A 24,126-nucleotide genomic window follows, 5' to 3' on the forward strand; every position below is an offset into this window, starting at 1 on the left:
TCCTTCTTTGAATCTAAAACCTAAAATCTAAAATTCTGCCCCCATGTCCCAAAAAAACGAAACCGCTGTTCTGGTATTATCGCTCCTAATTACGATCGGGCTAGCCGGTGCAGGTATTTGGTGGCTGACAAGCCGAGGCGGCATCAATCTCGGAGGTTTATCACCCCAAAATCAGACATTTCCCAACTCTGCGACGGGGAATTCGCCGCAGTCAGAGGAGGCAATAGGGCAGCGTCTGAGTGCTGGCCAAAAACTGTTACTTCCAGAGCGAGCAACAACAACCAAACAAGCAGCAGTACAGGCGATCGCATCTGGCAACTATAACGCAGCTATTTCCGACTTACAAGCTTCGCTGAAAACCAATCGCAACGATCCAGAAGCACTAATTTACCTCAACAACGCCCGCATCGGGGATCTAAAATCATACACAATTGCCGCAGCAGTTCCCATTGGCGGCGATATCAATGCTGCTCTAGAAATTATGCGGGGCGTAGCTCAAGCTCAAAATGAAATCAACCAAAGCGGCGGCATTAGTGGCACTCCATTAAAAGTCCTAATTGCTAACGATGACAACAACCCAGAAATGGCTGCACAAATTGCCAGTGCTTTAGCAAATAACTCGGAAATTTTAGGAGTAATCGGGCATTTTGGTTCAGATACAACGCTAGCAGCCAGCAAGATTTACCAGCAAAAACAATTAGTAGCAATTTCTCCGACAAGTACCTCTGTGCAGCTTTCAGGAGTTGGCAACAATATATTTCGGACAGTGCCGAGCGATCGGTTTGCGGCTAATGCTCTTTCCCGCTATATGGTGGGAAAATTGCAAAAGCAAAAAGCTGCTGTATTTTTCAATTCTGCCAGCAGTTACAGCAAATCTTTAAAAGATGAATTCACCACTGCTATTTACGGAGATGGAGGACAAATAGTATCGGAATTTGACTTTGCTAATGGCAATTTTAATGCTGCCGATAGCGTTAAAAGTGCGATCGCCCAAGGAGCAGAAGTGATTATGTTAGCATCCAATTCAGCCACGATCGACCAAGCTTTGCAAGTAGTGCAAGTAAACGCCAAGCGGCTGCCGTTACTAGCGGGAGACGGTGCTTATAGTGCTAAAACACTGCAAATCGGTGGCGCAGGAGCAACAGATATGGTGCTGGCTGTTCCTTGGCACATTCTCGCAGATCCGCAGTCAAACTTTCCCCAAACATCCAAACAACTTTGGGATGCTGAAGTAAGTTGGCGCACAGCTTTAGCCTACGATGCGACCCTGGCGTTAATTGCCGGTTTAGGGCGCAATCCGACTCGTACAGGCATTCAACAAGCTTTATCGGCCTCAGATTTTTCGGCAAATGGAGCCTCCGGCCCGATTCGGTTTTTACCTTCGGGCGATCGCAATCGAGCTGTCCAATTAGTAACTGTTAAACCCGGAAATCGCACCAGTTACGGTTACGAGTTTGTGCCGATATCCGGTTTATAAACTATTTGCTAACAGGAAAATTAGGTGATAACATTCAGTAATAAGTTCTCTGAGTTATCCAGCAGAAATCCTAACAAGATGAGTAATTATATCAAATCCGCTTGCATCGGAATTAATATTACCCCCAATCAGGACACGGCAGTGCCATTTGCCTACAATTAATCGGGTGAGAATTACATCTATCATTAAGTGTTCTTGATTATTTGACCGTCGAGACACCGCGAGTGCCCATTGGTGTCAACTTAACGTTAAACAGGTAGTCCGACAGTCCGACAGGGAATGAATTCCCGGCCTCAAAGCTAAAGTCCTCTCCAGAGGACTGAGAAGAAAATTTTTTAAACTCATGAGTCCTCATAGCGAGGACTTTAGCTATTAGACAGGGGTTTCAACCCCTGGCGGACTGCCGGATAGGCGGGAGGACTGATAAACTAAAAGCTTAAGTTGACACGACGAAAGGCAGTGCCGTGTTCTCGGTATCATTCCTCAACTAAATTCTTCCATACTTACTTCTGTTTGATTACTACCAAAGTAATGTCATCAAATACTTTTTGTTCCCCGATGTATCGCCGCAGGTCGTCAATAACAGCTTGCTTGATTTCTGCTGCTGACTGTCCCCTGTTAAGGGCAATAACTTCAATCAATGGCTCGATACCGTACTGAGCTTCCTTCATATTAAAAGCTTCCGTAATTCCATCACTATAGAGTACGACAACATCCCCCGAATTTAAGTGTATTTCACTAGAAGCAATGAAATCGGCAATATCTGCTTCCAAGGCGATCGGGAAGCCTAAGTCCATGGTATCAATCCGCTCTACTTCGCCACTGGAACGCACGACAATCACCTCTTCGTGCTGTCCGCTCAAACGCAGGGTGTTGTCCCGGTATTCCAGCAAAGAAAGGCTCATATTTTTACTGGACTTCATGCGTTCTACGTTGTCAAAAAGCGTTTGGTTGACTGTCTGCAATAATTTAACTGGGTCGGTTTCATTGTGAACCAACAAAGTGCGAATTGCTGTTTGCGCCATAATCATTAACACGCCGCTTTCTAAACCGTGTCCTGTCACATCGCCGATGCCAATTGTGGCTTTACCGCCGTAATTTAGTACGTCGTAGTAGTCGCCGCCAACTTCATCAGCCGGCTCCATAAATGCAGCAATTTCTAGCCCTGCAATTGACTCTAATTCCTGCTGTTGAGGCAAAATCATTTGTTGCAGGCGGCGGGTTACGTCTAGTTCGGCACTCATGCGAAGGTTTTCTACTTTTAGCCGATCGTTCAAAACCAATATTTCTGCATTAGCCTGGGCTAACTGTGCGGTGCGATCTTCTACTTTTTGCTCTAAAGTTCGGTTGTAATCTTCTAATTTTTCGTAGAGAGTTGCATTTTCAATAGAGATCGCAGCTTGAGCCGCAATGATTTTTAAAGTTTCGACTCTTTCCGAGGTAAATGCACCGATCGCCAAATTATTTTCTAAGTATAGAATGCCACCTAGTTTGCCTTGATTGAGTAGGGGGGTGCAGAGGATCGATTTGGGCCCAGTTGCGGTAATGTAAGAATCCCCAGTAAATAGTCCTTCATCGGTGGCGTTATTTAATACTACATTTTCGTGGCTGCGAGCGACGTAGTTAACTATGGCGGTTGACAGTAGGGGAATTCCAGTTGCAGGATCTACAGAATCTACCGGAATGGATTGCATAATGGTAATGATCTCGCATTCTACGGCTGCTTCGGCTTCAATCGCCCAATTGCCGCCTTTATCCAGAATCAGAAAACCTTTTTGAGCGCCTGCGTTTTCAATTACAGTTTTCATCACCTGGTTTAACAATTGTTCGAGAACGATTTCACCGGAAATAGCTTGGGATGCTTTCATTACTGCGGCAAAATCCAGTGCTTCGCCGGAATTGCTACCAGTTGTGGTGATGGGATTGATGATATTATTTTCAGTATCTGTTCGGGTTGAACCAAGCGACTGAATGGCTAAAAACTGCGGGTATCGCCCTTCTAAATCTTTTACCTTAGCTATAGCCCCCCAGCGCTGATAAGCATAGTGGGCATCTTGCAGGTAGTGACGGGCAACATGATTTTGATTTCTGCCTAAATAAAACCTGCCTGCTAGTTCGTAGGCGAGGGCTTCTTCGTTGAGATATTCATTTTCGCGGGCTAAGATGATGGCTTTATCGTAATATTCTCTGGCATCCTTATCGTTGCCTAATACGCGATCGCGTTCCGCTTCTACTAGATAGAATTTGTGCAGGTAATTCATGGGAGCTTGCTTTGCCCATGTTTCCATTTTTTCTTGTTTACCAGCAACCTTTGTCAGGATTTCTTCTCTTTCTGTTTCTGAGGAATTAGGATAGAGCGCTAGTCGGGCTAACATATCATACAAATAGACAACAGGGAGAATAAAAAAGGAGCCTGCATTAGCTGAGTATTCTTCAAAGCGGTCTGCATTCTCCACAGCTTGCTGAAATTCCTCGAAAAGATAACAGAGGATAACTTTATGTGAATAAACGTGCATGAGCCCAGTTCTATCGCCACCTGCTTGATGAACGGGTATCATCTTTTGTTCGTCGTATACTTCACCAATCAAACAGCAGGGATTTTCTACTTGTTCCCCCATGTTCAGGATCGCCTGCATAGAGATTTTACCCCAATGAATGTATGCTTCCTGTTGAGTTTGATAAGTAAATTCAAGGGCTTTCGCCATTTCTTTCTTGGCATCGATCAGCTCCACACCGCTGAGGTACAAAGCGTAAGCATAGCTAAGGGTAATACTAGCAGCATATTCAAGATCTCCTGTTTCTATCGCACATTGATAAGCTTCCATGCACAAAGAAGATGTGTCTTTGAGCGGTTCATTCCAATGCTTGATAAATGTCTTATATATTGCATAAATTCTTGCTTTAAATGTTCTATCTTTGAATCGATCCAGTAGCTTCAAAGCAAGTTGACTAAACTGATAGCCAGTGTCAAGCTCTCCTGACGAGCAGAGGATCATTCCGTAACCTATATACGGTAAAGCAGAGCTAGCAGCATTACCATGCTGAATCGATAAATTCACCTGTCGGCACCAAATTAATAAGCTCAGTTGATTCATTGCTATGAACGCAGGACCCAACAAGTAGTTCATCACCCGCATAGCTGCTAGTTTATACGGGTCGGTCATTTGCGGTAAGTCGATTAGATCCTGGGCTTGCCTGCCCGCTAAAGCAGATTTTATCTGCTCCATCTCTTGTGCCAGATCGGATTGGTTCGGTCGTTGCGGTAATTCTACCCCAAGTAATTTCAGAACTTCTAGCCCAATGTCGATCGCCTCTAGGAATTTAGTTTGGGCGCAATAAGCTTGCATCTTGACTTCATAGACTTTTACTTTTTCTAACAGCGTTTGGGCTTTTTGCAAAACTACCCCAGCTAAGCGCTCCATTTCATCGTAGTTAGCAATTGTATAAGCTGTTTCTGCTGCTTCTAAATGCAAATCTAAGGTAAGGTTGTACTGCTGCGACCAACTCTTTTTATTTAACAAACTTAAGCCAATCTGAAGGTAATTGAAAGCTGGTTGACTAGCCGCTGAAGATTTGGCTTTTTTACCTGCCTGTAAGTTTAATTGAGCTAACTCGTATCGCTCTATTTGTTGATCTATCAGCGCTCGGCCTTTGTTCAACTGATTGACAATATCAAACAGCTTCTGTGCCACTTCTTCAGATGGTGTATTTTGAAGTAACAACCTGCCCACGCGCAGATGTACTGATTGTCTATCAGGTTCGGAGATGAGAGAGTAAACTGCTTGTTGAATGCGATCGTGAGCAAATTTGTATTCTGCAACTAACTGATCGGACAAACCTGCTACATCAAGTTCCGCCAACTGATAGGCATGGCTGAGGGGTATAATTAGACCGGATTGGAGTGCTGACCGTAAATCTGTTGCTGTTTCTTGGAGAGATTTTTCGTATATAATCGCCAGTGTTTTCAAGTCAAACTGATTCCCCACGCAAGCTGCTAATTTTAATACTGCCTGAGTTGCTGTCGGGAGTTTTTTTACATTTTTGCTCGTCAGATCTAAAACGTTATCTGTAATTGGTTGCGCTTTTATTTGTTCTAAGTCCCACTGCCATTTCTGAGATTCGTAGTTAAAATATAACCATGCTTCAGAATGCAGGGATTTTAAGAATTCATTGATAAAAAACGGATTACCACCAGTTTTTTGCTGGAGCAATTTGGCAAGTGGCTTAGCATTTTTTGATTCCGCAAAAAGCGTATCAACTAAAAGTTGCGTAATATCGGTTAAGGCTAAAGGTGTCAAAAATATTTTATTAATGGTTGTTACTTTTGCTTTGGCAATATTTTCCAAAATTTGAGTTAGCGGATGTGCTTCGCTTACTTCATTATCCCGATATGCACCAATTAGAAATAGATATTTATTATCGGCTACTGTCATCAACAGTTGAATTAATTCTAGCGAGGCTCTATCTGCCCACTGTAAGTCGTCTAAGAAAATTACTAAGGGATGTTCGAGTTGTGTGAATATATTAATAAATTTTTGCAAAACCCGATTAAAGCGATTTCTCTGTTCTGCTGGCGGGAGATCTGGTAGGGGTGGTTGCGAACCAATAATTAGTTCTACTTCAGGAATAACTTCAACGATTACCCCTCCAGCTTCCCCTAATTCTGCTTGGAGTTTCTCTCGCCATTTGCTAATTTCTGCATCGCTTTCTGTTAGTAACTGCCGCACTAACGAACGAAATGCCTGAATTAAGGATGCGTAGGGAGTATCTCGTTGAAATTGGTCAAACTTACCAGAAATAAAATAACCGCGTTGGCGAGTCAGCGGCTTATATATTTCTTGTATTAATACAGTTTTTCCAATCCCACAATATCCTGAAACCAGCATCATTTCGCTGGTTCCTTGGCTGACTCGCTCGAAAGCAGCTAATAGGGCAGAAATTTTCCGCTCTCGCCCGTACAGTTTTTGCGGAATTTGAAATCGATCGGAAATCTCGTGCCGATCAATCGGGAAAGGGTCAATTTGCTCTTTGCTCTGCCACTGTCTGAGACATTCTTGTAAATCGGCCTTTAGCTGATATGCTGATAAATAGCGTTCCTCAGCATTTTTTGCCATTAATTTCAATACGATCGCCGAAATAATAGGTGGAACTTCTGGTTTAATTTCGTGCGGTGGGATAGGTTGTTTAGCAATATGACAATGCACTAATTCCAAAACATCATTGGTGGGGAAAGGTAACTGTCCGGTTAGTAATTCATAAAAAGTTATCCCCAACGAGTAAAAATCAGTGCGGTAATCGATTGTTCGATTCATGCGACCTGTTTGTTCTGGCGAGATATAAGCCACCGTTCCTTCTAATACGTTCGGGTTAAGAAAACTTGGGTTTTCTCGCGACAGGGTTGTAGAAATTCCAAAATCAATTAGCTTCAGCTTACCTGTCTGCTGATTTAAAACAATATTTGATGGGTTAATATCTTTATGAATGATGTGCTGCTGGTGAACCTGACCGAGAATGTCAACAATTTCAATTGCAAGATGGAGAAATTCAGCAATTGTAAATTGTTTCTTAACGATTATATAATTGAGGGATTCGCCACCAAAATCTTCTAACGCAATTACCCACTGATTTTCTATGTTTTGGAAGCTGTAAACATCTATTACGCCTGATAAATTAATGTTTTGGGTTATTTCATACTCTCGCTTAAACCAGGCAATTTTTTCAGGTGAAGGATAGGATTCTTTGAGCATTTTGAGGATAACAGGCAGATTGTCTGCTTGCCGATATCCGCGATAGACTAAGGAGTTACTGCTCTCATGCAGTTTTTCAGTAATTTGGTAATTTTGCATACTTATGTTTTGAGGATAAAAAACCGCAACAAGTGCGGTTTGAGATGAGGAAATATCAATCTACTTTCCCAAGTGTAGACAATGATGAGTAATTTAACTTCAATCCCACATCCTATTCAGAGTCAGGTTTGGGGTCTGGCGGTGGAGAAGGAGGAAAAGGGTCTGGATCTGGCAAGGGATCGGGTCCGGGATCGAACACAGTAATAGCAAACGTAACTCGTTCCTCAGCAAAAAGTGCTGTAATTTTAGCGTTTTCACCGCTCATCATTGCAGTCTGTTCTGCTTCAGTTAAACCCATTTCTTCCATTAAGGAACTGGGGTTGTTGAGGAAAGCACTTTGTTTCTTCGTGTCAAGTGCTAAATCTGTTAACAAATCCAATAGGTTACTCATGGGATATTCTCCTAAATCTCTAAGGTCGCGAACAGTGAAGAACTAAACTAATCGTCATTGATTTTTTCAGTTGATTTTCTGGCAATTAAGGGTTTCATTGATTGGGTTCAGAAAATTTTAACACTATTCCATCATCGTGCAACTTTTTAAATATCTTTACTCTGTCTTCATGTGAAAACACTGGAGTTTGATAAAGCCTTTCTGTAACGTAGTAAGGATTGATGAGGAATGCAAGCTCTAGATAAGCCGTTTCTGTACCAATATTACTTTTGTTTCCCAGAAGATGGCTTACTTCGGCAAGAAAGAAAAGAATATAACTCCACATCTCTGTCAGTGCAAAGTTTTCCCATAGCCATAATTGTGCCTCTGTTTTTTTTACACCTAAATCAGGTTGTTTTATCACATCTTCTAAAACAAGCTTCTTTAATTTATGTCCCTCCTCAGCATGACTATTTATCCATTTCAACTGTTCTATACTAACTGAGGGTTCTGGAACATTAATTTGATGTCGTAATACCTTTTTAAATTTGTGACAAAACTCCACTTCTGTATCTTCAAAAAACTGCTCTAATTTTCTTTGAATCTTTTTAATGTCGTTTGGTTTTAATGACCCTCTTTCTTCCTTCTTTTGGTTAGCCTCAATTATGGTGAGAATTAGCTTAGCCATCAAGTCCCCTGGACTAAGTATTAAAGCTTGTTGGAGAAAAGCGATCGCCCTAATGTAGTGTGTTTTTTTATCCTCTGGGTCTGAGTGTTCCTTGGTCAAATAAAAAGACAAGAAAGCGTGTTCGTAAAGATTTACCCTGCCACTTTTCAAGAATGGAACGGGAGAAGAAGACTGTTGCATAATCTCCATACTGGGAGCTATTACAGCTTCAACTCCCAAATCCCAGAATGAATTTTTGTAGTCTTGAGTCAATCTGTAAACTGTCGATCGCATACCCCATGCCCAAGCGTATGTAGGCATGAGTTCAATCGCTCTATTAAGGCATTTCAAAGCGTCTTTTGCGTGTTGTTTTATGTTTTCTTTTCCGCAAGAATTTTCTGGATTAGGTTGCTGAGATATCGGCTCCTTCAGGAAGTGGATGATACCTTTAGTTATATACAGGCGATGGGTTGCCCCCAAGTGAGCTAATGCCCAGGCATAGTTACTGTCTTCTGGTGGTTTAGAGTCAAGCGCTTTTTGGAAATGCTTGATCGCCTTTTCAACATATTCTGGCCTTCTGTTATTTTCCGTAATTGCTCGAAGACGATAGGTTTCACCTAGCTGTGCATGAGCCCAGAAATACCTATCGTTTTTGTCGATCGCTTTCTTTAAATAATGTTTTGCTTTCCCATAATCCATCAAATGGTAATAGGTTGCTCCTAAGTGAGCATTAACCCAAGCATTGTCAGGATACATTTGGAGTTGTTCAAATATCTCGATCGCCTGTTCGTAAGCCCCTGACAAGCGAAGAGTTTCTGCTTGTTGAGCCATCATCATATCGCTGATATCCATCTGCATAAAATTATCCTGAAAAGACACTTGATGTTTAATTACTTGAAATTTGTTTTCTCAAACACTTAACTAGCGAGTAATGCCTGAGTTCTCGGGTCGTCCCGCCAATCCAACCAAGCTGGATCGTGACCGACTAACTCAATGGCTTCATCGTTGATAGGAATAGCTTCTCGCAGATATTCCCATGCTTGTTCGCAGTTACCTGTCAAGATTGCTAAACCGCTGAGTCGGTAGAGAATATCTCCCCGATCGCCCGTTTCCCATTGAGAAAGCAATGCTGTCCGCGATCGCTCGATTTCCCTTGCGGCTTTGTCCACTCCTTGCCAACGCGCCTTTGATACTGCGATACAGTATAAAGCTGTCGTGTCATCAGCAATTTGTTGCAACCTCTGTTCACAACAGGCGATCGCCTCGGAATATTGACCGTCATAGCAAAAGATCAACCCTCTCTCCGTTTGCCAATTTTTCACAAATATGGTTTCGTCAAGGGCGATCGCTCGATCGAAGTCAATCAGGGATTGCTTGTAGCACTTCATCAACTCATAAACGCGGCAGCGATAAGCGATCGCCCAAACGTAATCCGACTGATGCTCAATTGCTCGATCCAAGTCAGCCAGTGCCTTTGTGTAATATGATTCTCCCAGAAAGCGGTAGGTTACGCCTCGGTGTGCGATCGCCCAATTATAATCAGGGTTCAGTTCAATGGCGCGGTTGAAATCTGCGAATGCCTCCTGATAGCGTTTCATCAGATAATAAGTTTCGCCCCGGTGTGCGATCGCCCAAGCATTGTTAGGCTCCAAGTCGAGCGATCGGTTGAAATCGTCTAAAGCTGCTTCAAAATGTCCCGTCAGCCGATGGTTTTCACCATGATGAGCCAGAGCCCTAGCATCGTCGGGGTTTTGTTCTATATAAAGCGACATTACCACATTTTTTCTCCTTTAACACATACACTTTTTGCCTGCTGGAAAAATAATGTATTTTTTACTACATTCTCTTGGCAAAATACCTTAAGTTTCTTTAACAAAAGACATACCCAACCGTGCCATCATTTCACTGTTTACAGGTGCAGGCGCTTGAGGCGGAACATAAAGTGTCGAAACTAGAGTAACACGAATCTCAGCCAATTTAGACAGAGGAATATGCTGGATAACTGGCTCGCAAACCGGGTAATAAACCGCTGCTTCGTAAACAATTACTTCGTGGTCAGAACCATAGTATGTTTCTAAAACTTCAGCTAACACGTTTAGACCGCGCAATTGAATCTCTTCTTGATAAAAACCCAGATTGCCGATCGTCGCAATCTGCCACAAAATTAAAGCACTGGTCGGGTCAAATTTCCGCCGCCGAATCAGAAAATCTGTCGCTTCAAAACTTTGACATCCATTGCGTCCTGGGTCAATACCGAGGTCTGCAAACAAGCAATCTTCGGCTGAAATTCCTGGCAACATTTGCGCCCGAAAGCCTTCGTGACGCGCCTGTTTTATTGCTTCATGGGTAGGGTAAGCAAAGACACCGGGATGACCATAAAAAACAGCACAAACATTCAACCCCTGACGAACTTCAGCCAAAATGCGATCGACCATTTCTCGATAAGTTTCTCTACGCCGCTGATTGTTGGTATTGTAAGGTAAGGCTTCTGCGGTGGGATTGAGTGTCTGTAGCCATTTAGCAGTAACAGGATCGGCTACGGCGAACAGAACTTTGTCAGCTTGCTCGATCCACGCCTTCGCTGCTAAGGTCAGATGACCAACTAATTGAATTCCCGTCCCGACAACAGTTAAAGATCCCGTTTTCAAATGTAACTTCCTCCAAGCGATCGCAAAATGTGTTTCAGTTATGGTAGTAACGCAAATTGCTAGTTATATAATTAAAGCTGCTAAGAGGTAAGTTGTTACGCTCTTTTAGCTGTTATTGCAGCTCGGATAACAGCAAAGCAAGCAAAACAACCTAGCATGATACAAATGACAACTTAGCCTTGCTCGCTCGGTCTTCCTGAAAAATCTGATCGACTCCTACTTCAAACGATCACCAAAATACTCTCTATACAACCCGCAACTTACCGTCGCCAGATTGCCTTGTAAATTTAGCAACCCCATACTTTCCAACTTAAATTCCTCCACTAAATACAACTCCACAGGTGTGCTGCTTTTGACAACTCCCACGAAGGCTGCCAGCAACTCTGGCTGCTGTTGTAAGTTTTACAGTTGTCGTTTTAGGCGATCGCTATAAATTCCGGCAGAGATGGGAGAGTTTTGCAATACTTGCTCTGGAGTGACATCCCCACGCCCGATATGATCAAGACTTACCCCTACTAAATAGGTATTCCTGTTTACAAAACCCGTCAGTTGCTGGGCATCTTCCGCTGACCAATCCAGTCCTTGCCGTTTCGCCCAATTCTACACTTGCTCGCTATTAAAGGGCGGTAATTCCAGATTAAACGGCGATTTATTTGCGCTCAGCGGGATATACAGCTTAGTGGAGTGTACCACGACTAACCGGAGTTTTCGCCCAATTCCCCGATTTTTGGCTTCAGGAGTGCCCAGTTCGCAAAAGTCCGCAAAAGTCGATCGTCAAATTGGGATAGGCAAACAAGCGATCGATCTCGTCTAAAGCTAACACTAAGGGTTTGGTTGTTGAGAGTAGCAAATACTGCTCGAAGTACATCTTGCAGCTAACCGGGCTGCCAAATAGAGCCTCCCCATATTCTGCTATTTGATTGCAGTTGCAAACCCAAACCGACATGGGCGCAGAACCACCGCAAGAATCTATCCAAATCTTGAAAATTTTCTCTATTTGCTAACTGAAAATGTATAAATATTTTTGCACGATTACTTAAAAGATATGAGGTAAGGTAATCTAAAAATTCCTCAGCCTTCATCTGCTGATATAGCAATCCTTGCAGGAGTCGTAAATTTTTACCCCACCCCAACCCTCCCCGAACCCGCTCTGAGTCCGTAAGAATTTCACAAATGATGCGAGGATTGCTAGATCAGCCGTGCAAAATTCCCAACTAGGAAAAATTGACTCTAAAGTTGCGAAACTCCGATCGGCCTCACTGGCCTATTCCTCTCAAAAACAGCCCTCGGTTTCAAAGCAATTCTCAACAATAGCCACAGCGATCGCCATTCTCCGGGAGTTTCCTGCCGCTTCCACTGGCCCGGGCGACAGTACAGCATTTCGATCAAACAGCGGTGCTGGCTAATGTTCAGGCGATCGAACGCAATTCGCACAGTAGGAAATTCCACAAAACTGCACTCTTTCCCATCCCGAAAACTCGACTCCAACTGAGATTTATCGCTCACCAACTCAATCTTAGCCACAGGAATAAAACATTTCTCTTCCATAATTTCCAGAGTCGCAGAATCGCAATCTATTAAACCTTTTGCCAAACGACGCTCAGCGCCCAGCTCAATAACGGACGGCGCTACCGATCTCCTTGCTTTGACTGCCGCACTTCGAGGAACCGCTTTTATTTTACCCTGCGATAAACTTGTCTCAAAGGCATATTTTGGCAAAATTTCTGCTGCTGTAAAACTCTCTTTACTGCCTTTATTTTTCACCGCAAAACTTGGCCACTGGGTCAGAGCAACTTCAGCGCCACTTTCCGAAATTACAGTGGTTACACCCCAAAAACTTTGACCGCCAATATTCAATTGTACAACCCTGCGTAAATTGAACCATTCGTAAATGTCCGGCTTAGGAATATCCACCAAAATCAGTAATGCAATCCCGATCATCAGCAGGTTGTAAGCGCTCCAAATCCATCCCAAACTCATTCCTTTTGACAAATGTGCACTTTCTGATATTGACTGTACGGTGCCAACATTTCTAACTAAATTAATGTGTAAATTGTGCCACAAACTGACTGCTGTAGCTGCGAACAAGACAATCAAAGGCCATCCCAAATTCCAGTTAAAACTAAAGCGATCGCTCGCAATTCCTTTTGGCGTCACCTGAAACCCTTTCCCAAAGGGATTCAGCATGGAACTCACTACCGTCACCCCTAAAGGAATACACTGGACGAACGAATAAATATCGGAAAGCAAAGCCGATCCCGATCTGCAGTTCAGCCAAGAAAACACAGTAAGTTGCACCAAATAGTAAGGCAGGAAAAAGTACAGCAATTCCCGCGCACTTGCCCGCAAAGGAATTATGTCGAAAAACGAATAACCTAAAGGTATCAACAGATATAAAACCTTGGTTAAACTGGTAAACCAGTGCAGCAATCCTTCCAAATGAGACAGCCTTTGTACGAAGGTGAGACCGCGAATTGTTAAAGGATTGGAATCAATAAAAAATGCCTGAAGCGTGCCTCGCGCCCAGCGTAGCCTTTGATTTAGATGAGCCTCTATATTTTCAGCCGCCAAACCAGCACTCAATTTTTCATCTAAATAAACTAAGCGATATCCGGTTGCTGACAGCCGAATTCCGGTAAAATAATCTTCGCAGATTGAATCTGTGACCAAGCCTCCCGCTGCTTCTAAAGCACTCCGCCTAACTACAAAAGATGTACCGCAACAAACCACGCTGTCGGCGCTGTCTTTGATGATTTCAATTTGCCTGTAAAATATTTCTTCTTCCGGCGCGAGTACATTTTCTAAACCTAAATTACGGGAGATGGGGTCGTGGTTGTAAAAGCTTTGCGGTGTTTGAACGAGGGCGATTTCGGGATTTTGAAAAAATCCAACTGTTCGAGTTAAAAAGTTTTTAGTGGGAATAAAATCTGCATCGAAAACTACAATTAGTTCTCCATTAGTTAGGCCTGTGGCATGGTTAATGTTTCCAGCTTTGGCGTGAATATTATCGGGTCTGGTTATATACTCGCATCCCAGTTCTTTTGCCAGCAACTTGATTTCAGGGCGCTTAGTATCGTCGAGCAAATATACTTTTTTGTTGGCATAATCTAAAGCTTGACAGCCGATTACAGTGCGCCGTAAAATAAAAGCCGGTTCGTTGTAAGTTGGGATAAAAATATCTACGGGCGGGGTGAAGTTTCCAGCTTCAACTGCAACTGCCATGCGATCGGCTTCTCGACGCCGGTCTTTCATTCTCAGCATTAAATATAGTTGAATACTGGTGTTGAAAACCAGTAGCATTTCTAGGAAAAACAGCCCTAAACTAAAGATACCGTTGAGGGGATCGGTTAAATTTAGAGTAGCGAGCGATCGCCATAAAACGTAGCGAATGGTTAAAGCCAGAACTATTGCAACTACTACAGCGCGCGACCATTTCTGCGGTTGAGGCGAAATTTTAATTGCAGCTAAAGCAACGGAGACAAGCGCGATAGTCGGCACTAACAAATACATCTTGCTCGTAGCAGGCACTTGCAGCCACACAGGCGGGTTTTGCTGCCAAGTGTTGATTGTGGCAAAAATACCGCTGACTGTACCTTCACGGGCAAACCAGGCTCCGGCGATCGCACCTGCGAAAGCAACCGCCCCCAACACGACTAACGTTGCCACCGGCACCCGCGAAATCCGCCAAAAGCGGCGTTTCAAGTCTTGAAGATCAAATCTTGAAGTTGTCATAAAATAATTTTAAAGTCCCGATCGTGCATGCAACAGTAACGGTTTCCTGCTGTCCACTTTTTAATTCAGTTGAAAATTCCGACACACCCCAATTACTATATTTACATTTTTTAACATTCTGACCATTGTATGATAATTCATCTTGCTTGCTGTTGCCAAACTGTTAAGCGAGTCCCAACCTGGCCCAATATAGCAGAAGGAAGAAGGAAAAAGGCTTTAGTTACCTAGGAGAGAAGTCAGAAGCAATCTTCGGCAAGGATTTCAGCAATTAAGAACGTCCTAACTTACATCTTGCAGCAATGTCACCAACAGGCTTTCGGGCCTGTTCCACAATAAAAAATATTTCTTGTGGGGCGTTTCTCGCACGCCGCCCCTAAAAAGCTTATTGAAAATGCTGCAACATCTCAGTCCTAAACGTCGGGCGCGCTTGCTATAATTCAAAAAAAATTATCTTGTCTACAAATCAAATAGGATTGCTATATCAAACTATAGCAATCCCTATGAGTTAAAAATTAGACGAATTTGACATCTAACTAAAGGTAGATTAATTTTATATTAATTAAAAAAAATTACCGCTATCGCAGCCCAAAAACTCAGCCATCCAATAACTAATCAGCAATTTCTAATTGCGAGATTGCATAGCGGGCGACAGCCAAACTAACTCTCGCTTGCTCTATTTCCGACAATTGGGCCCAAGGTCTTTTAGTCTCCGTGACCAATTCCACCCCTTCCGAATCAATATCTCGCATGGCATAAGCCAAAGGACGCGCCAACACCTGCAAATCTTCCTCAGCCCACTGAGGCAAAATATCTAACACGCACTCTACCATTTGGTCAGCTAAAGATTGATACTTAACAGTTGCGTTTTGCACGCTTTGAGCGATGGTGGCCAGAAAATCTTGAGGAACGCGAGCAAATTTTTCGCGCAAAGACTTTTGCAGAGCAGTCGTCAGCCAAACTTGTTCTAATTGCGAGAATAAAACTTGCGACTTCAGGGCAATATCGCTGTCGCTGAAGGAATCAGATAGGGCAAATTCCTGTTCTAGGGCAGCCAAATAAGATTCTGATTCAAGCTGTGCAGGATTCCAGGGATAAGCAACATCAGTCTGAACTATTGTGGCGAGAAGTTCCATCTGGGCCTGAGTTTGTGAGTCGCGAAAATATTCAGAATCAGGAGATTGGGGAGCCATGATGTAATACCTCAGGGGGAAAAGGAAAATATAGAAGGGGGACTGTGCCAAGAGCTAGTTGGGAGCTATCAGTGGTAAGTAACTCTTTTAAATTCAGATTGGAGACTCAACGCCCAGAACTTTGCTGTGCCACTCGCCGCTTGCCTTCATTAACTACACGCGCACCTTAATTCGTTCCGCAATCAGTCTCACTGTAGCCCGAAGTTTTAGGAACCTCAATAGTGAACTCAAAAATCTGACCTTGAGAACTGCCAAATTTTAGCTGAGTGCCCGATCGCAGCAGCAATTCTTGGTGGTGAACTCTCTGCCATCCCTCATGCCCCAAAACTAGAGTCCCATAACGAGAAAAATCGCGCAGGAAGTAGCTAGGTTCGCCCCGGCTATCTCCGATAGTGTTTCGGCAGAAAATCTCGGCGTGTTTTTGAGAAACCCACTGTTCTCGAATCACTACGTCGTTTTCTTCCCAGCGTCCGACTCGAACCATACCTGCGCGAATCGGCCAAACCTGATTGGTCGATTCGGTGGATTTGGCATTTGGTCGATCGCGCCCCCGCAAATAAGCACAAGACGGCAAGCGTCCCAGCCAAGTAGAAGAATTTAAAGGCAATTCAGTTTTCAGGTCATCTACCGGCTCAGTTAGCTGACCGTCAAACTCAGGGTGCATATACAGCACAGGCAGCGTCCAAGCCGGTTGATTGAACTTGTAGAGCGTTAGTAACTGCTGTCTGGCGACGGCGACTGCCCGATCGATCGACATCCGTCCGGCCAAAGCTTGAGCAAAAGTTTGGATAAAACTCAGGGCCTCGCGATCGGCGATCGAGTCCCGCATCCCCAACACCGCAGGCACCCCGTGATGGATCAGTACCTCAGCCAAACTGCTGCGGGCGATCGCCTGTTGCTGGCCGTTAGTTGAGTGCAGCCTCTCCACCGCCGGCTGAGCTCCCCAGCAGGCATTAAACACCGCCAGAGTCACGCGGCACCGAACTAAAACCTGAGCCAGTTCAGTACCATTAATCGCCGTTTCCGGCCCCAAAAATAGCAAGCCGCCGTCGGGGCCCGGGATTCCGTGGCCGGCGTAAAACAGAATGTTGTAAGCTTGCGTTTCCAGCCGAGAAATTAGTTCCGCCGGAGTAGGTTCGATCAGAGTATCGACCCGAGTCGGAACGCTGATGTCGGAATATTTGCCGCTGTCGTCGGTTTCAAAAGCACTTTCCAGAATGCCAGCTAAGGCGAGTGCTTCTTCTCCCAACTGCAAATGACGGTTATTGCTGCTAGAAAATTGAGAATTAGCACCGCGGCCGGGTTCTGCTTGTCCCAAAACTAGCAAAATGTTGAGCGACTCCGCAGGCTGCAGGGGTGGCAAAGGTTCAACATTGCTGGTAGTGCGGCTGAACAGCAGTTGTTGCGACAGAGAAATTGCCGGTTGACCGGCTTGAGGCTGCATAATTTCCCAAGGCAAAGCAATTAAATACGGTTCGCGCAAGTCTACGCGCACTCGCAGGGGTAGATTTTGCCCGATCGCGATACCTTTACTTTCCTGGAGACTACCCTGAATCGGCCCTTCAAACAGCCACTGCCAAAGATTCATCCCCAAATGCTGCATCAGGCGGCTGCTGTAGCTTGCCGGTGGCCGAGGCGGATGCTGATCCCCTTTGTCGGCCCACCCCCGTTGACCGAGGTGGAGCGGCACAGAGGGCGTCGCTGGAGCGAGGTCTAGCGACTGAGGACTTCGTTGTTCAGTTTCTGCCAGTATATTCTGGTTGTTTTCCGGCGAGACGAAACTGCCATCAGGATTTAGGGGCAATTCGTGAATTGTCCCGGAGGGCGAAAACATTTCCTGCCAAGCTTTCCAAGATTGAGATAGGGTATCGGGCCACATACAGTCGTGGTGAACGTACCCGCTGGGATAGGGAGCTTGTAGAACCCAAGTGGCAAAATGGTTTGCCCCAGCGGTTCTCAGGCGAGCGATCGCTATACTGAGGCAAGGACTTTCAGGGCGCGCCATTCACAACTACCGACTCTGGATATAGGGTTGGATTGAGTTTCTCTATTTGTAGTTTATCGGGTTTGGGGTGCGATCGAGTGCGAGAGATTGCTTTGGGAGTTTTTACTTTTACTTAGTGCCCAAAAATTTATCTATATTCGGTAAATCTACCCAAGTTCCCGTAGCATTCGACTCCTGGGTCAAGTCCATCAACAACTGAGAGTAAACCCCTTCTCTGAGGGACGGTATCAAAGATTTACCGGCATCTATTGCTTCTACCCACCTATCTACTACTCGAATAAACGGTGCAATCCTCCCGTCTGGATAAACTTGAGGAAACTCCAATCTTTGAGGAATTTTGATTTCAGCTAAAGGTTCTCCACCTTGGGAACCCCACAAGCGAAATCCGTGGACGTAATCTTGCTGGTTGTCGCTTCCCAACACCAACGTACCCTTACTCCCGTATATTTCCACCCAGTGTCCCCGCCCTTGATAAGTAACAGAACTCAAACAAACTTGACAAGGAGTTCCCCCGGCTAATTCCAACATCAACGTGCACGAATCATCGGCATCAACTAATTTTAAATTTCCCGAATCATTCGGATCGGGCCGCCGCGAAATTCCTGTAATCAATTGCCCAGAAAGCCTCTGCGGCGGGCCGAACAGCCAGCTAATATAATCAAAAACGTGAGAACCTGTCGCGCCCAAAACTCCGCCGCCTCGCTCTTTTTGCGCGTACCAATTCCAGGGGCGACTCGCATCAGCGCGGCTCGACACCAGCCAATCTATCTTAATTAAACGCTTTTCTCCCACATATTCTGCTGCCAATAATTCTGCTAGCATTTGCCATGCGGGGATGAAGCGAAACTCAAAGTCCATTGTGGCAATTGCTCTCGAACCACCATTTTTAAAATCGGTTTGGGATTCGTTGTTTGCCAATCGGTAAAGTTCTCTGGCTTCATTTGCTGTCAGGGCTGTGGGTTTTTCTAATAATAAATGCTTGCCTGCTTCCAAGACGGTTTTTGCCATTTCAAAATGCAAAAATGGCGGTGTGGAAATGCTGACGCCCGCTACTTCTGGGATGGCTACTATATCGGCGATCGAGTCGCAGGCATAGGGGATATTGTGGGTAGAGGCGAGATCCTTTGCTTTGTCTAAATTCCGGTGGTAAACAGCCACAACCTCTGTCCGGTGATGGGCCTGGAATCCGGGAAGGTGTACTTTTTGACCGAAACCTGTACCGACTACTGCAACGCCAATTTTTGACATAATTTAATAATTGGGAATTGGGAATTGAGAATTGGGAATTGGGAATTGGGAATTGGGAATTGGGAATTGGTAGCAACTAACAAATAAGTTATGACTTCAACATCTGCCTGATGGTCGATAATTAATCCGTGTATCCGTGTCCTAATCTGTGTCGTGCTTTCCTTCTTCCCTCATCCTTCTTCCTTCTTCCTTCTTCCTTCTTCCTTCTCCACCCATTCAATTACTTGTTTGCCCAAACTAACGCCGTCAAACAAGTCAATTTCTCTGATCCCTGTAGGGCTGGTGACATTAACTTCTGTGAGATAACCGCCAATGATATCAATGCCGACAAAGTACAGTCCGTCCCGTTGCAGCACGGGTTCTAACTGAGCACAAATTTGCAGTTCGCGATCGGTAATTTCTGTTTTTGCGACTCGGCCGCCGACGGCCATGTTGCCGCGAAATTCATTGCCAGTGGGAATGCGGTTGATAGCACCAATGGGCTTGCCGTTCAACAATATAATCCGTTTATCTCCCTCTTTTGCTTCCGGCAGATAAGTCTGAACCATCACTGGAATTTGCCCTTGTTGAGTGCTAATTTCGACCAGGGAGTTGAGATTGCGATCGTCGGCTTCCAAGAACAAAATCCCCTCGCCAGCTTTGCCACCCAACGGTTTAAGAACTGCTGCTCCTTTTTTCTCAACAAATTGCCGAATTACCTGCTTGTTTTGAGAAACAATTGTCTCGGGGATCGCTCCCTCAAATTGCAAAGCATACATCTTTTCATTCGCCGCCCGCAATCCTTTGGGACTGTTAACTACCAAAGTTTTAGTGGGATCGATGCCGTCTAGAAGGTAAGTAGCGTAGAGGTAAGGAATGTTGACTGGGGGGTCTGTCCGCATAAATACTGCGTCCATTGCTTCGAGAGGCTGCAAAGTAGGATGTTCTACCTGGTACCAAGCCTCCGCAGCCTCCCAGCGTCCATCTACCAGTTTGACTGGGGTGAGGGCTACCCGACTTAGCATTGCCCAGGTTTTGCCGCCGATGACGCTTAGTTCGTTGGCTTGAGTCGCCCAGACTTCGTGACCCAACTCTTGAGCGGCTTCCATCAGCGCTACGCTGGTATCGTGTCCTGGAATTAGTCGCGCGAGGGGATCGATGATGAATGCAAATTTCATTGTCAATTAAAATTAAGAATTGGTCACCGGAAAATTTGGGCTAACTAAAAATCCCACAGGGAAGGCCTTATTTTGCTGCTAGCAACGGATCTAGCAGGCCTTGAGTATCGAGTCTGTGGATGTCGTCGCAGCCGCCTATGTGTTGGTCGTTAATGAATATCTGGGGCAGGCTGCGCCCTCCGTTGGCTCGATCGCTCATTTGAGCCCGTGCTGCTTCATCTCCGTCGATCGCGTACTCTGTAAAATCAACCCCTTTTCGCTTCAGCAGTGCTTTGGCACGAACGCAAAACGGGCAGGTTCTCCAAGTGTAAATTTCTACTTTAGGGGTCATGGACGCTCAAGCAATAACAATATTTTTTAATTGTAATCTTAACCCTAGTGCGGACTGTTTTTAGTTTCTAGGCTGAAACCCTTGATTTTTCGTTGGTAGCGAACTTGCCTTGGAGCCTTGAAACCCTTATTATACGGTTGACTCTCAAAAACTGTCGGAAGGATTGATCTTAACCAATCTTTATTTTTATTTTTATTTTTATTTTTATTTTTTAATTTTTATTATATATAGCAACCTTATCTGTTGCACCGGAGGTTATTCATGGCTGAAACCCTTACCGGGAAGTGCATTTGCCTTCTTCCTTGTTTTTACCCTGACTGAAGTCGCTATAGCTTTCTTCCTTCAACATCCGGCTCTATTTGCAGCGTACAAGCTAGGTGTGAAGTTATTTTTTATACAATTTTTTATTATTTTATATATTAAGGCAACAAATACCCACGCTTAAATAAACGAAGACATTTGGAAGGCAAACAGGTTGGTCCTCAGCCTGCCTAGCGCTGCGGACCAACCTGCTTGTTTCGCTTTCTGCACGAACAGATCATTCCTGCACCTGTCAGTAGGACTGCGATCGCAGTACCCGGTTCAGGAATAGAAGTGGAGTTTCTCGAAGGTGTGCTTGTGTATATTTGGGACAAACCCGGCTGGGCAGCCAATGGCGGGTCGGGTTCCGTTGCTGTTGATTCCTGGCTGGGGGCACAGGCACTAGAATAATTTCCAGGCCCACACACATCTACTTGTGCTGAAGCCGGAGGGGCGGCAGCTAGATAGTAAAACGCTGTTGCCATGGTGGCAGAGAGTCCAATTGCTAGTTTTGCCAGTGGCGTACACATAACTATTTAGTTAAACAGTGGTAAAATCGAAAAATAGAAATAGTCCTAGAGATTAGCGCTGTACGACGGGCAAGGATTTTAGAGTTCTTACAATAAATGGATGTATTCTCTGCCGGACGTCCGTAAAAGATAGTATAGCGCTTGAGGTGAGTGCCCAAACACTTTAATAATAATATTATTCTCTTTCACCTTGACGTCGCGTACCGTGGTTGGGCCAGAGTGAAGCAACATCTTTTTGCAACCTCTGAACCAATAGCCGTTACAGCCATTAACAAAGAGTGTTTTTACCTTGACCGGGGCCTCCGGAAATTATTTATTTAACCGAGCGCAAAATAGAGATGTTGTATTGTACTTTGCAATGCACAATCTGACTACTCTTTTATAATCTCATAGTTCCACTAGATCTGTCCTCAGTATATGTACGTATATTCCCCCATGTCAACTACTCAAAAGAAATATTTAAGTATTTACCGAGGGTAGAGTGCGTATTCCACGAGTTGAGCTAGTCTGTCGCGGAGAGTTTCCATCCCGAGACCTTTGGCAGCCGAAATAAAGACGGCTTGAGGAAATTCTTCTCGGGCGAGGGCGAGAGTATCTCCATCTACGGCATCGATTTTGTTAAAAACAACAAGGGCTGGCCCGGGAGTTACGGGCATATCGGTCAAAATATTCATGACCGATCGAATTTGGCTCTGCCACGCGGGATGGGAGAGATCGACTAGGTGCAGCAAAGCATCGGCGTCAGTGACTTCTTCGAGGGTAGCTCGAAAAGCGTCGATCAAGGAGGAGGGCAGTTCGCGAATAAAGCCCACTGTATCTGTGAGGACGATCGACAGGGGTTCCCCGGTGACGCCGGGAATGGTCAACCGTCGAGTTGTGGGGTCAAGGGTGGCAAATAACTGGTCGGCGGCATAGACCTCGGAATTGGTGAGCAGGTTGAGCAGAGTGGATTTACCGGCGTTGGTGTAGCCGACGATCGCGACTGAGGGTACTTCGTGATGATGCCGGTTCTGCCGCAGCCGGAAGCGGTGCGCCAGCAGTTGATTTACTTCTTGCTGCAATCGAGAAATGCGTTTGGCGATCGTCCGCCGTTCGGTTTCTAGTTTGGTTTCCCCGGGGCCTCTGGTACCAATGCCAGCACCCTGTCTCGACATTGCCTGACCGCGACCTCGGAGCCGGGGTAGGGCGTACTCTAGCTGAGCGAGTTCGACTTGCAATTTACCCTCGCTCGATCGAGCTCTTTGGGCAAAGATGTCGAGAATTACCTCTGTTCGATCGACGACCCGGATACCTATCTGAGTTTCCAAGTTCCGTATTTGTGCGGGCCCCAGGTCGCGATCGAATACCACGAGGTTAGCGCTAACCGTCTGAGCGGCGAGGGAAATTTCCTGAACTTTGCCTTCCCCGACGACTGTCTGCGGATGGGGGCGCGATCGTTTTTGGCGCACTGTTTGCAGCACCTGACCCCCCGCGCTTTCAACCAGCCGCGTGATTTCTGCGAGCCCGTCCTCAAACTCCAACTGAGTCATGTGCTGAGTCATTACACCCACCAACAGCACTTTATCTTGGTCTGCATCGACCTGCTTAGCGACAAACTCTGCTTCAAACTCTGCTTCGAGTCCTTCCACCAAATCCAGAAAGTCTTGGTTGGCGAGTTCGTCCAAATTCAGCGGTTCTGATATTTTCCAGGGAAAGTGTTGAGTTTTGATTAGTGACTTTTCAATTGAAGGCTCTTCTATTTCATCAGTTGAATCTGGTTCTAACTGAGCGCTCAAAACAGAGAACTCAAAATTTGGCTGGTCTCCTTGGGGTATCAAGTGAGCGAGATAAGTTTCTTGGATGTAACCAGTCGCACCGCCGCCGCGGCGCTGAAATCCTCCGCCGGTCAGTGTCAGCCAAACGAGGGCGTCCAGGCGCTGAATTGCCATTGCGGTGAGAGCTGCTTCGCTTGGGGTTTCTGGCTTCAGGTGGGTGGCGATGCAGCGAATGCCGCTGAGGCGACCTCCCCCGTAGCGGGGTAATTCTAAGGGCGCAATCTGCGTTTGGCGGGGTGAGCCCACGCCGACGCGAATTACTTGTCCGCGACGGTTGATGTAGGCGCAGATTGGTTTGTCTATTTCTGTGCTAATGGCTGCGACGCGCTGGGCGAATTCTGCCGTGGTTATACGATCGCCCGGTAGTCGCTGATGGTAAAGCTTTTCGAGTTGCTTGAGCTGGCTGGACTTTAAACCTTGAAGATGGCCGTAGATGGTTTCGATAACTGTTTCTCCCGATCGATCTGTTTATCTCCTATTTTAGTAAACTCAAGGGCGATCGTGTTCGGGTTTTAAGTTGAAATTTACTAAATTTTCTTGCCTCTAGCATAGCGCGGATTCAGTCTTGTCGAGTCACCAGCGCCGTTGTTTGTCGCTACGGGGCGATCGAGCCTTTCACAGCGACTCTCTCAACTTGCAGTTGGATTTAGTATCTACATATACAGGCGATCACTGAAAAATCTCGCGCAACAAAACTTAACACTTTATTTTTTGTTTCAAAATCCTCCTTTAGACTTGTGTGTATCTTGAGCCTAGAGACAGATAGCAAAGCAGAAATTAGGTCGCTACCATGAGAAGCGAACATTGTTAA

Annotated in this window: 20 protein-coding genes; 2 read left to right on the forward strand and 18 right to left on the reverse strand. The window is 45.2% G+C overall.

Features of this window, described 5'->3' with window-relative positions; all coding sequences use genetic code 11:
• Positions 1-43 precede the first annotated feature (43 nt).
• Positions 44-1,477 carry a receptor ligand binding family protein gene (locus D0A34_21380; protein UNU21047.1) on the forward strand — a complete coding sequence of 478 codons (1,434 nt, stop codon included), beginning with the start codon at positions 44-46 and terminating at the stop codon, positions 1,475-1,477.
• A gap of 503 nt (positions 1,478-1,980) precedes the next feature.
• On the opposite strand, the gene D0A34_21385 is transcribed toward D0A34_21380, so the two are convergent.
• From D0A34_21385 to grxC, 16 genes are all read right to left on the reverse strand, one after another.
• A complete protein-coding gene (locus D0A34_21385) occupies positions 1,981-7,323 on the reverse strand; it encodes a GAF domain-containing protein (GenBank protein ID UNU21048.1) in 5,343 nt (1,780 codons plus the stop codon).
• A gap of 112 nt (positions 7,324-7,435) precedes the next feature.
• Entirely contained in the window at positions 7,436-7,714 is a 279-nt protein-coding gene (locus D0A34_21390) for a hypothetical protein (GenBank protein UNU21049.1), read from the reverse strand.
• Between the two features lie 94 nt (positions 7,715-7,808).
• Complete coding sequence (locus D0A34_21395; GenBank protein ID UNU21050.1) at positions 7,809-9,218, reverse strand: hypothetical protein; 1,410 nt, start codon at positions 9,216-9,218, stop codon at positions 7,809-7,811.
• 59 nt (positions 9,219-9,277) lie between these two features.
• The gene (locus D0A34_21400; protein UNU21051.1) at positions 9,278-10,132 is read right to left on the reverse strand and encodes a tetratricopeptide repeat protein; all 855 of its coding nucleotides are present in this window, start codon (positions 10,130-10,132) and stop codon (positions 9,278-9,280) included.
• Positions 10,133-10,219: 87 nt separating this feature from the next.
• Positions 10,220-11,008 (reverse strand): hypothetical protein, encoded by a 789-nt coding sequence (locus tag D0A34_21405; protein UNU21052.1) that lies wholly within the window; start codon positions 11,006-11,008, stop codon positions 10,220-10,222.
• A 216-nt stretch (positions 11,009-11,224) separates the two neighbouring features.
• Complete coding sequence (locus D0A34_21410) at positions 11,225-11,389, reverse strand: hypothetical protein (GenBank protein UNU21053.1); 165 nt, start codon at positions 11,387-11,389, stop codon at positions 11,225-11,227.
• A gap of 21 nt (positions 11,390-11,410) precedes the next feature.
• Positions 11,411-11,587, reverse strand: coding sequence for a hypothetical protein (locus D0A34_21415; protein UNU22404.1), 177 nt, complete (start codon positions 11,585-11,587; stop codon positions 11,411-11,413).
• Between the two features lie 21 nt (positions 11,588-11,608).
• Positions 11,609-11,755 carry a hypothetical protein gene (locus D0A34_21420; GenBank protein ID UNU21054.1) on the reverse strand — a complete coding sequence of 49 codons (147 nt, stop codon included), beginning with the start codon at positions 11,753-11,755 and terminating at the stop codon, positions 11,609-11,611.
• Complete coding sequence (locus D0A34_21425) at positions 11,742-11,954, reverse strand: hypothetical protein (protein UNU21055.1); 213 nt, start codon at positions 11,952-11,954, stop codon at positions 11,742-11,744. Before D0A34_21425 ends, D0A34_21420 begins: the two co-directional genes overlap by 14 nt.
• On the reverse strand, positions 11,884-12,090 hold the full coding sequence (locus D0A34_21430; GenBank protein ID UNU21056.1) for a hypothetical protein: 207 nt from the start codon (positions 12,088-12,090) through the stop codon (positions 11,884-11,886). The genes D0A34_21425 and D0A34_21430 overlap by 71 nt, the downstream gene beginning before the upstream one ends.
• Positions 12,091-12,238: 148 nt before the next feature.
• Complete coding sequence (locus D0A34_21435; protein UNU21057.1) at positions 12,239-14,740, reverse strand: glycosyltransferase; 2,502 nt, start codon at positions 14,738-14,740, stop codon at positions 12,239-12,241.
• 608 nt (positions 14,741-15,348) lie between these two features.
• On the reverse strand, positions 15,349-15,930 hold the full coding sequence (locus D0A34_21440) for a hypothetical protein (GenBank protein UNU21058.1): 582 nt from the start codon (positions 15,928-15,930) through the stop codon (positions 15,349-15,351).
• Between the two features lie 166 nt (positions 15,931-16,096).
• Positions 16,097-17,935, reverse strand: coding sequence for a CHAT domain-containing protein (locus tag D0A34_21445; GenBank protein UNU21059.1), 1,839 nt, complete (start codon positions 17,933-17,935; stop codon positions 16,097-16,099).
• Between the two features lie 108 nt (positions 17,936-18,043).
• Entirely contained in the window at positions 18,044-19,186 is a 1,143-nt protein-coding gene (locus D0A34_21450) for a gfo/Idh/MocA family oxidoreductase (protein UNU21060.1), read from the reverse strand.
• A 167-nt stretch (positions 19,187-19,353) separates the two neighbouring features.
• Entirely contained in the window at positions 19,354-20,340 is a 987-nt protein-coding gene (gene gshB / locus D0A34_21455) for a glutathione synthase (GenBank protein ID UNU21061.1), read from the reverse strand.
• A 67-nt stretch (positions 20,341-20,407) separates the two neighbouring features.
• On the reverse strand, positions 20,408-20,671 hold the full coding sequence (gene grxC / locus D0A34_21460; GenBank protein UNU21062.1) for a glutaredoxin 3: 264 nt from the start codon (positions 20,669-20,671) through the stop codon (positions 20,408-20,410).
• Between the two features lie 163 nt (positions 20,672-20,834).
• Here grxC and D0A34_21465 point away from each other — a divergent pair, with 163 nt between their 5' ends.
• Positions 20,835-21,116, forward strand: coding sequence for a hypothetical protein (locus D0A34_21465; GenBank protein ID UNU21063.1), 282 nt, complete (start codon positions 20,835-20,837; stop codon positions 21,114-21,116).
• A 46-nt stretch (positions 21,117-21,162) separates the two neighbouring features.
• Here D0A34_21465 and D0A34_21470 read toward each other — a convergent pair whose 3' ends face one another.
• Together D0A34_21470 and hflX are read right to left on the reverse strand one after the other, a co-directional pair.
• Positions 21,163-21,501 (reverse strand): PEP-CTERM sorting domain-containing protein, encoded by a 339-nt coding sequence (locus D0A34_21470; protein UNU21064.1) that lies wholly within the window; start codon positions 21,499-21,501, stop codon positions 21,163-21,165.
• 467 nt (positions 21,502-21,968) lie between these two features.
• Positions 21,969-23,759: a GTPase HflX gene (gene hflX, locus D0A34_21475; protein ID UNU21065.1), complete on the reverse strand. Its 1,791-nt coding sequence runs from the start codon at positions 23,757-23,759 to the stop codon at positions 21,969-21,971.
• Between the last annotated feature and the right edge of the window lie 367 nt (positions 23,760-24,126).

It is taken from the genome of Microcoleus vaginatus PCC 9802, assembly GCA_022701275.1.
GTDB classification, from domain to species: Bacteria; Cyanobacteriota; Cyanobacteriia; order Cyanobacteriales; family Microcoleaceae; genus Microcoleus; species Microcoleus vaginatus_A.

Bases quoted from the DNA above. Each gene is read 5' to 3' on its own strand.
- D0A34_21380 (UNU21047.1), top strand. From the start codon at position 44: ATGTCCCAAAAAAACGAAACCGCTGTTCTGGTATTATCGCTCCTAATT.
- D0A34_21385 (UNU21048.1), bottom strand. From the start codon at position 7,323: ATGCAAAATTACCAAATTACTGAAAAACTGCATGAGAGCAGTAACTCC.
- D0A34_21390 (UNU21049.1), bottom strand. From the start codon at position 7,714: ATGAGTAACCTATTGGATTTGTTAACAGATTTAGCACTTGACACGAAG.
- D0A34_21395 (UNU21050.1), bottom strand. From the start codon at position 9,218: ATGCAGATGGATATCAGCGATATGATGATGGCTCAACAAGCAGAAACT.
- D0A34_21400 (UNU21051.1), bottom strand. From the start codon at position 10,132: ATGTCGCTTTATATAGAACAAAACCCCGACGATGCTAGGGCTCTGGCT.
- D0A34_21425 (UNU21055.1), bottom strand. From the start codon at position 11,954: ATGTCGGTTTGGGTTTGCAACTGCAATCAAATAGCAGAATATGGGGAG.
- D0A34_21430 (UNU21056.1), bottom strand. From the start codon at position 12,090: ATGAAGGCTGAGGAATTTTTAGATTACCTTACCTCATATCTTTTAAGT.
- D0A34_21435 (UNU21057.1), bottom strand. From the start codon at position 14,740: ATGACAACTTCAAGATTTGATCTTCAAGACTTGAAACGCCGCTTTTGG.
- D0A34_21440 (UNU21058.1), bottom strand. From the start codon at position 15,930: ATGGCTCCCCAATCTCCTGATTCTGAATATTTTCGCGACTCACAAACT.
- D0A34_21445 (UNU21059.1), bottom strand. From the start codon at position 17,935: ATGGCGCGCCCTGAAAGTCCTTGCCTCAGTATAGCGATCGCTCGCCTG.
- gshB (UNU21061.1), bottom strand. From the start codon at position 20,340: ATGAAATTTGCATTCATCATCGATCCCCTCGCGCGACTAATTCCAGGA.
- grxC (UNU21062.1), bottom strand. From the start codon at position 20,671: ATGACCCCTAAAGTAGAAATTTACACTTGGAGAACCTGCCCGTTTTGC.
- D0A34_21470 (UNU21064.1), bottom strand. From the start codon at position 21,501: ATGTGTACGCCACTGGCAAAACTAGCAATTGGACTCTCTGCCACCATG.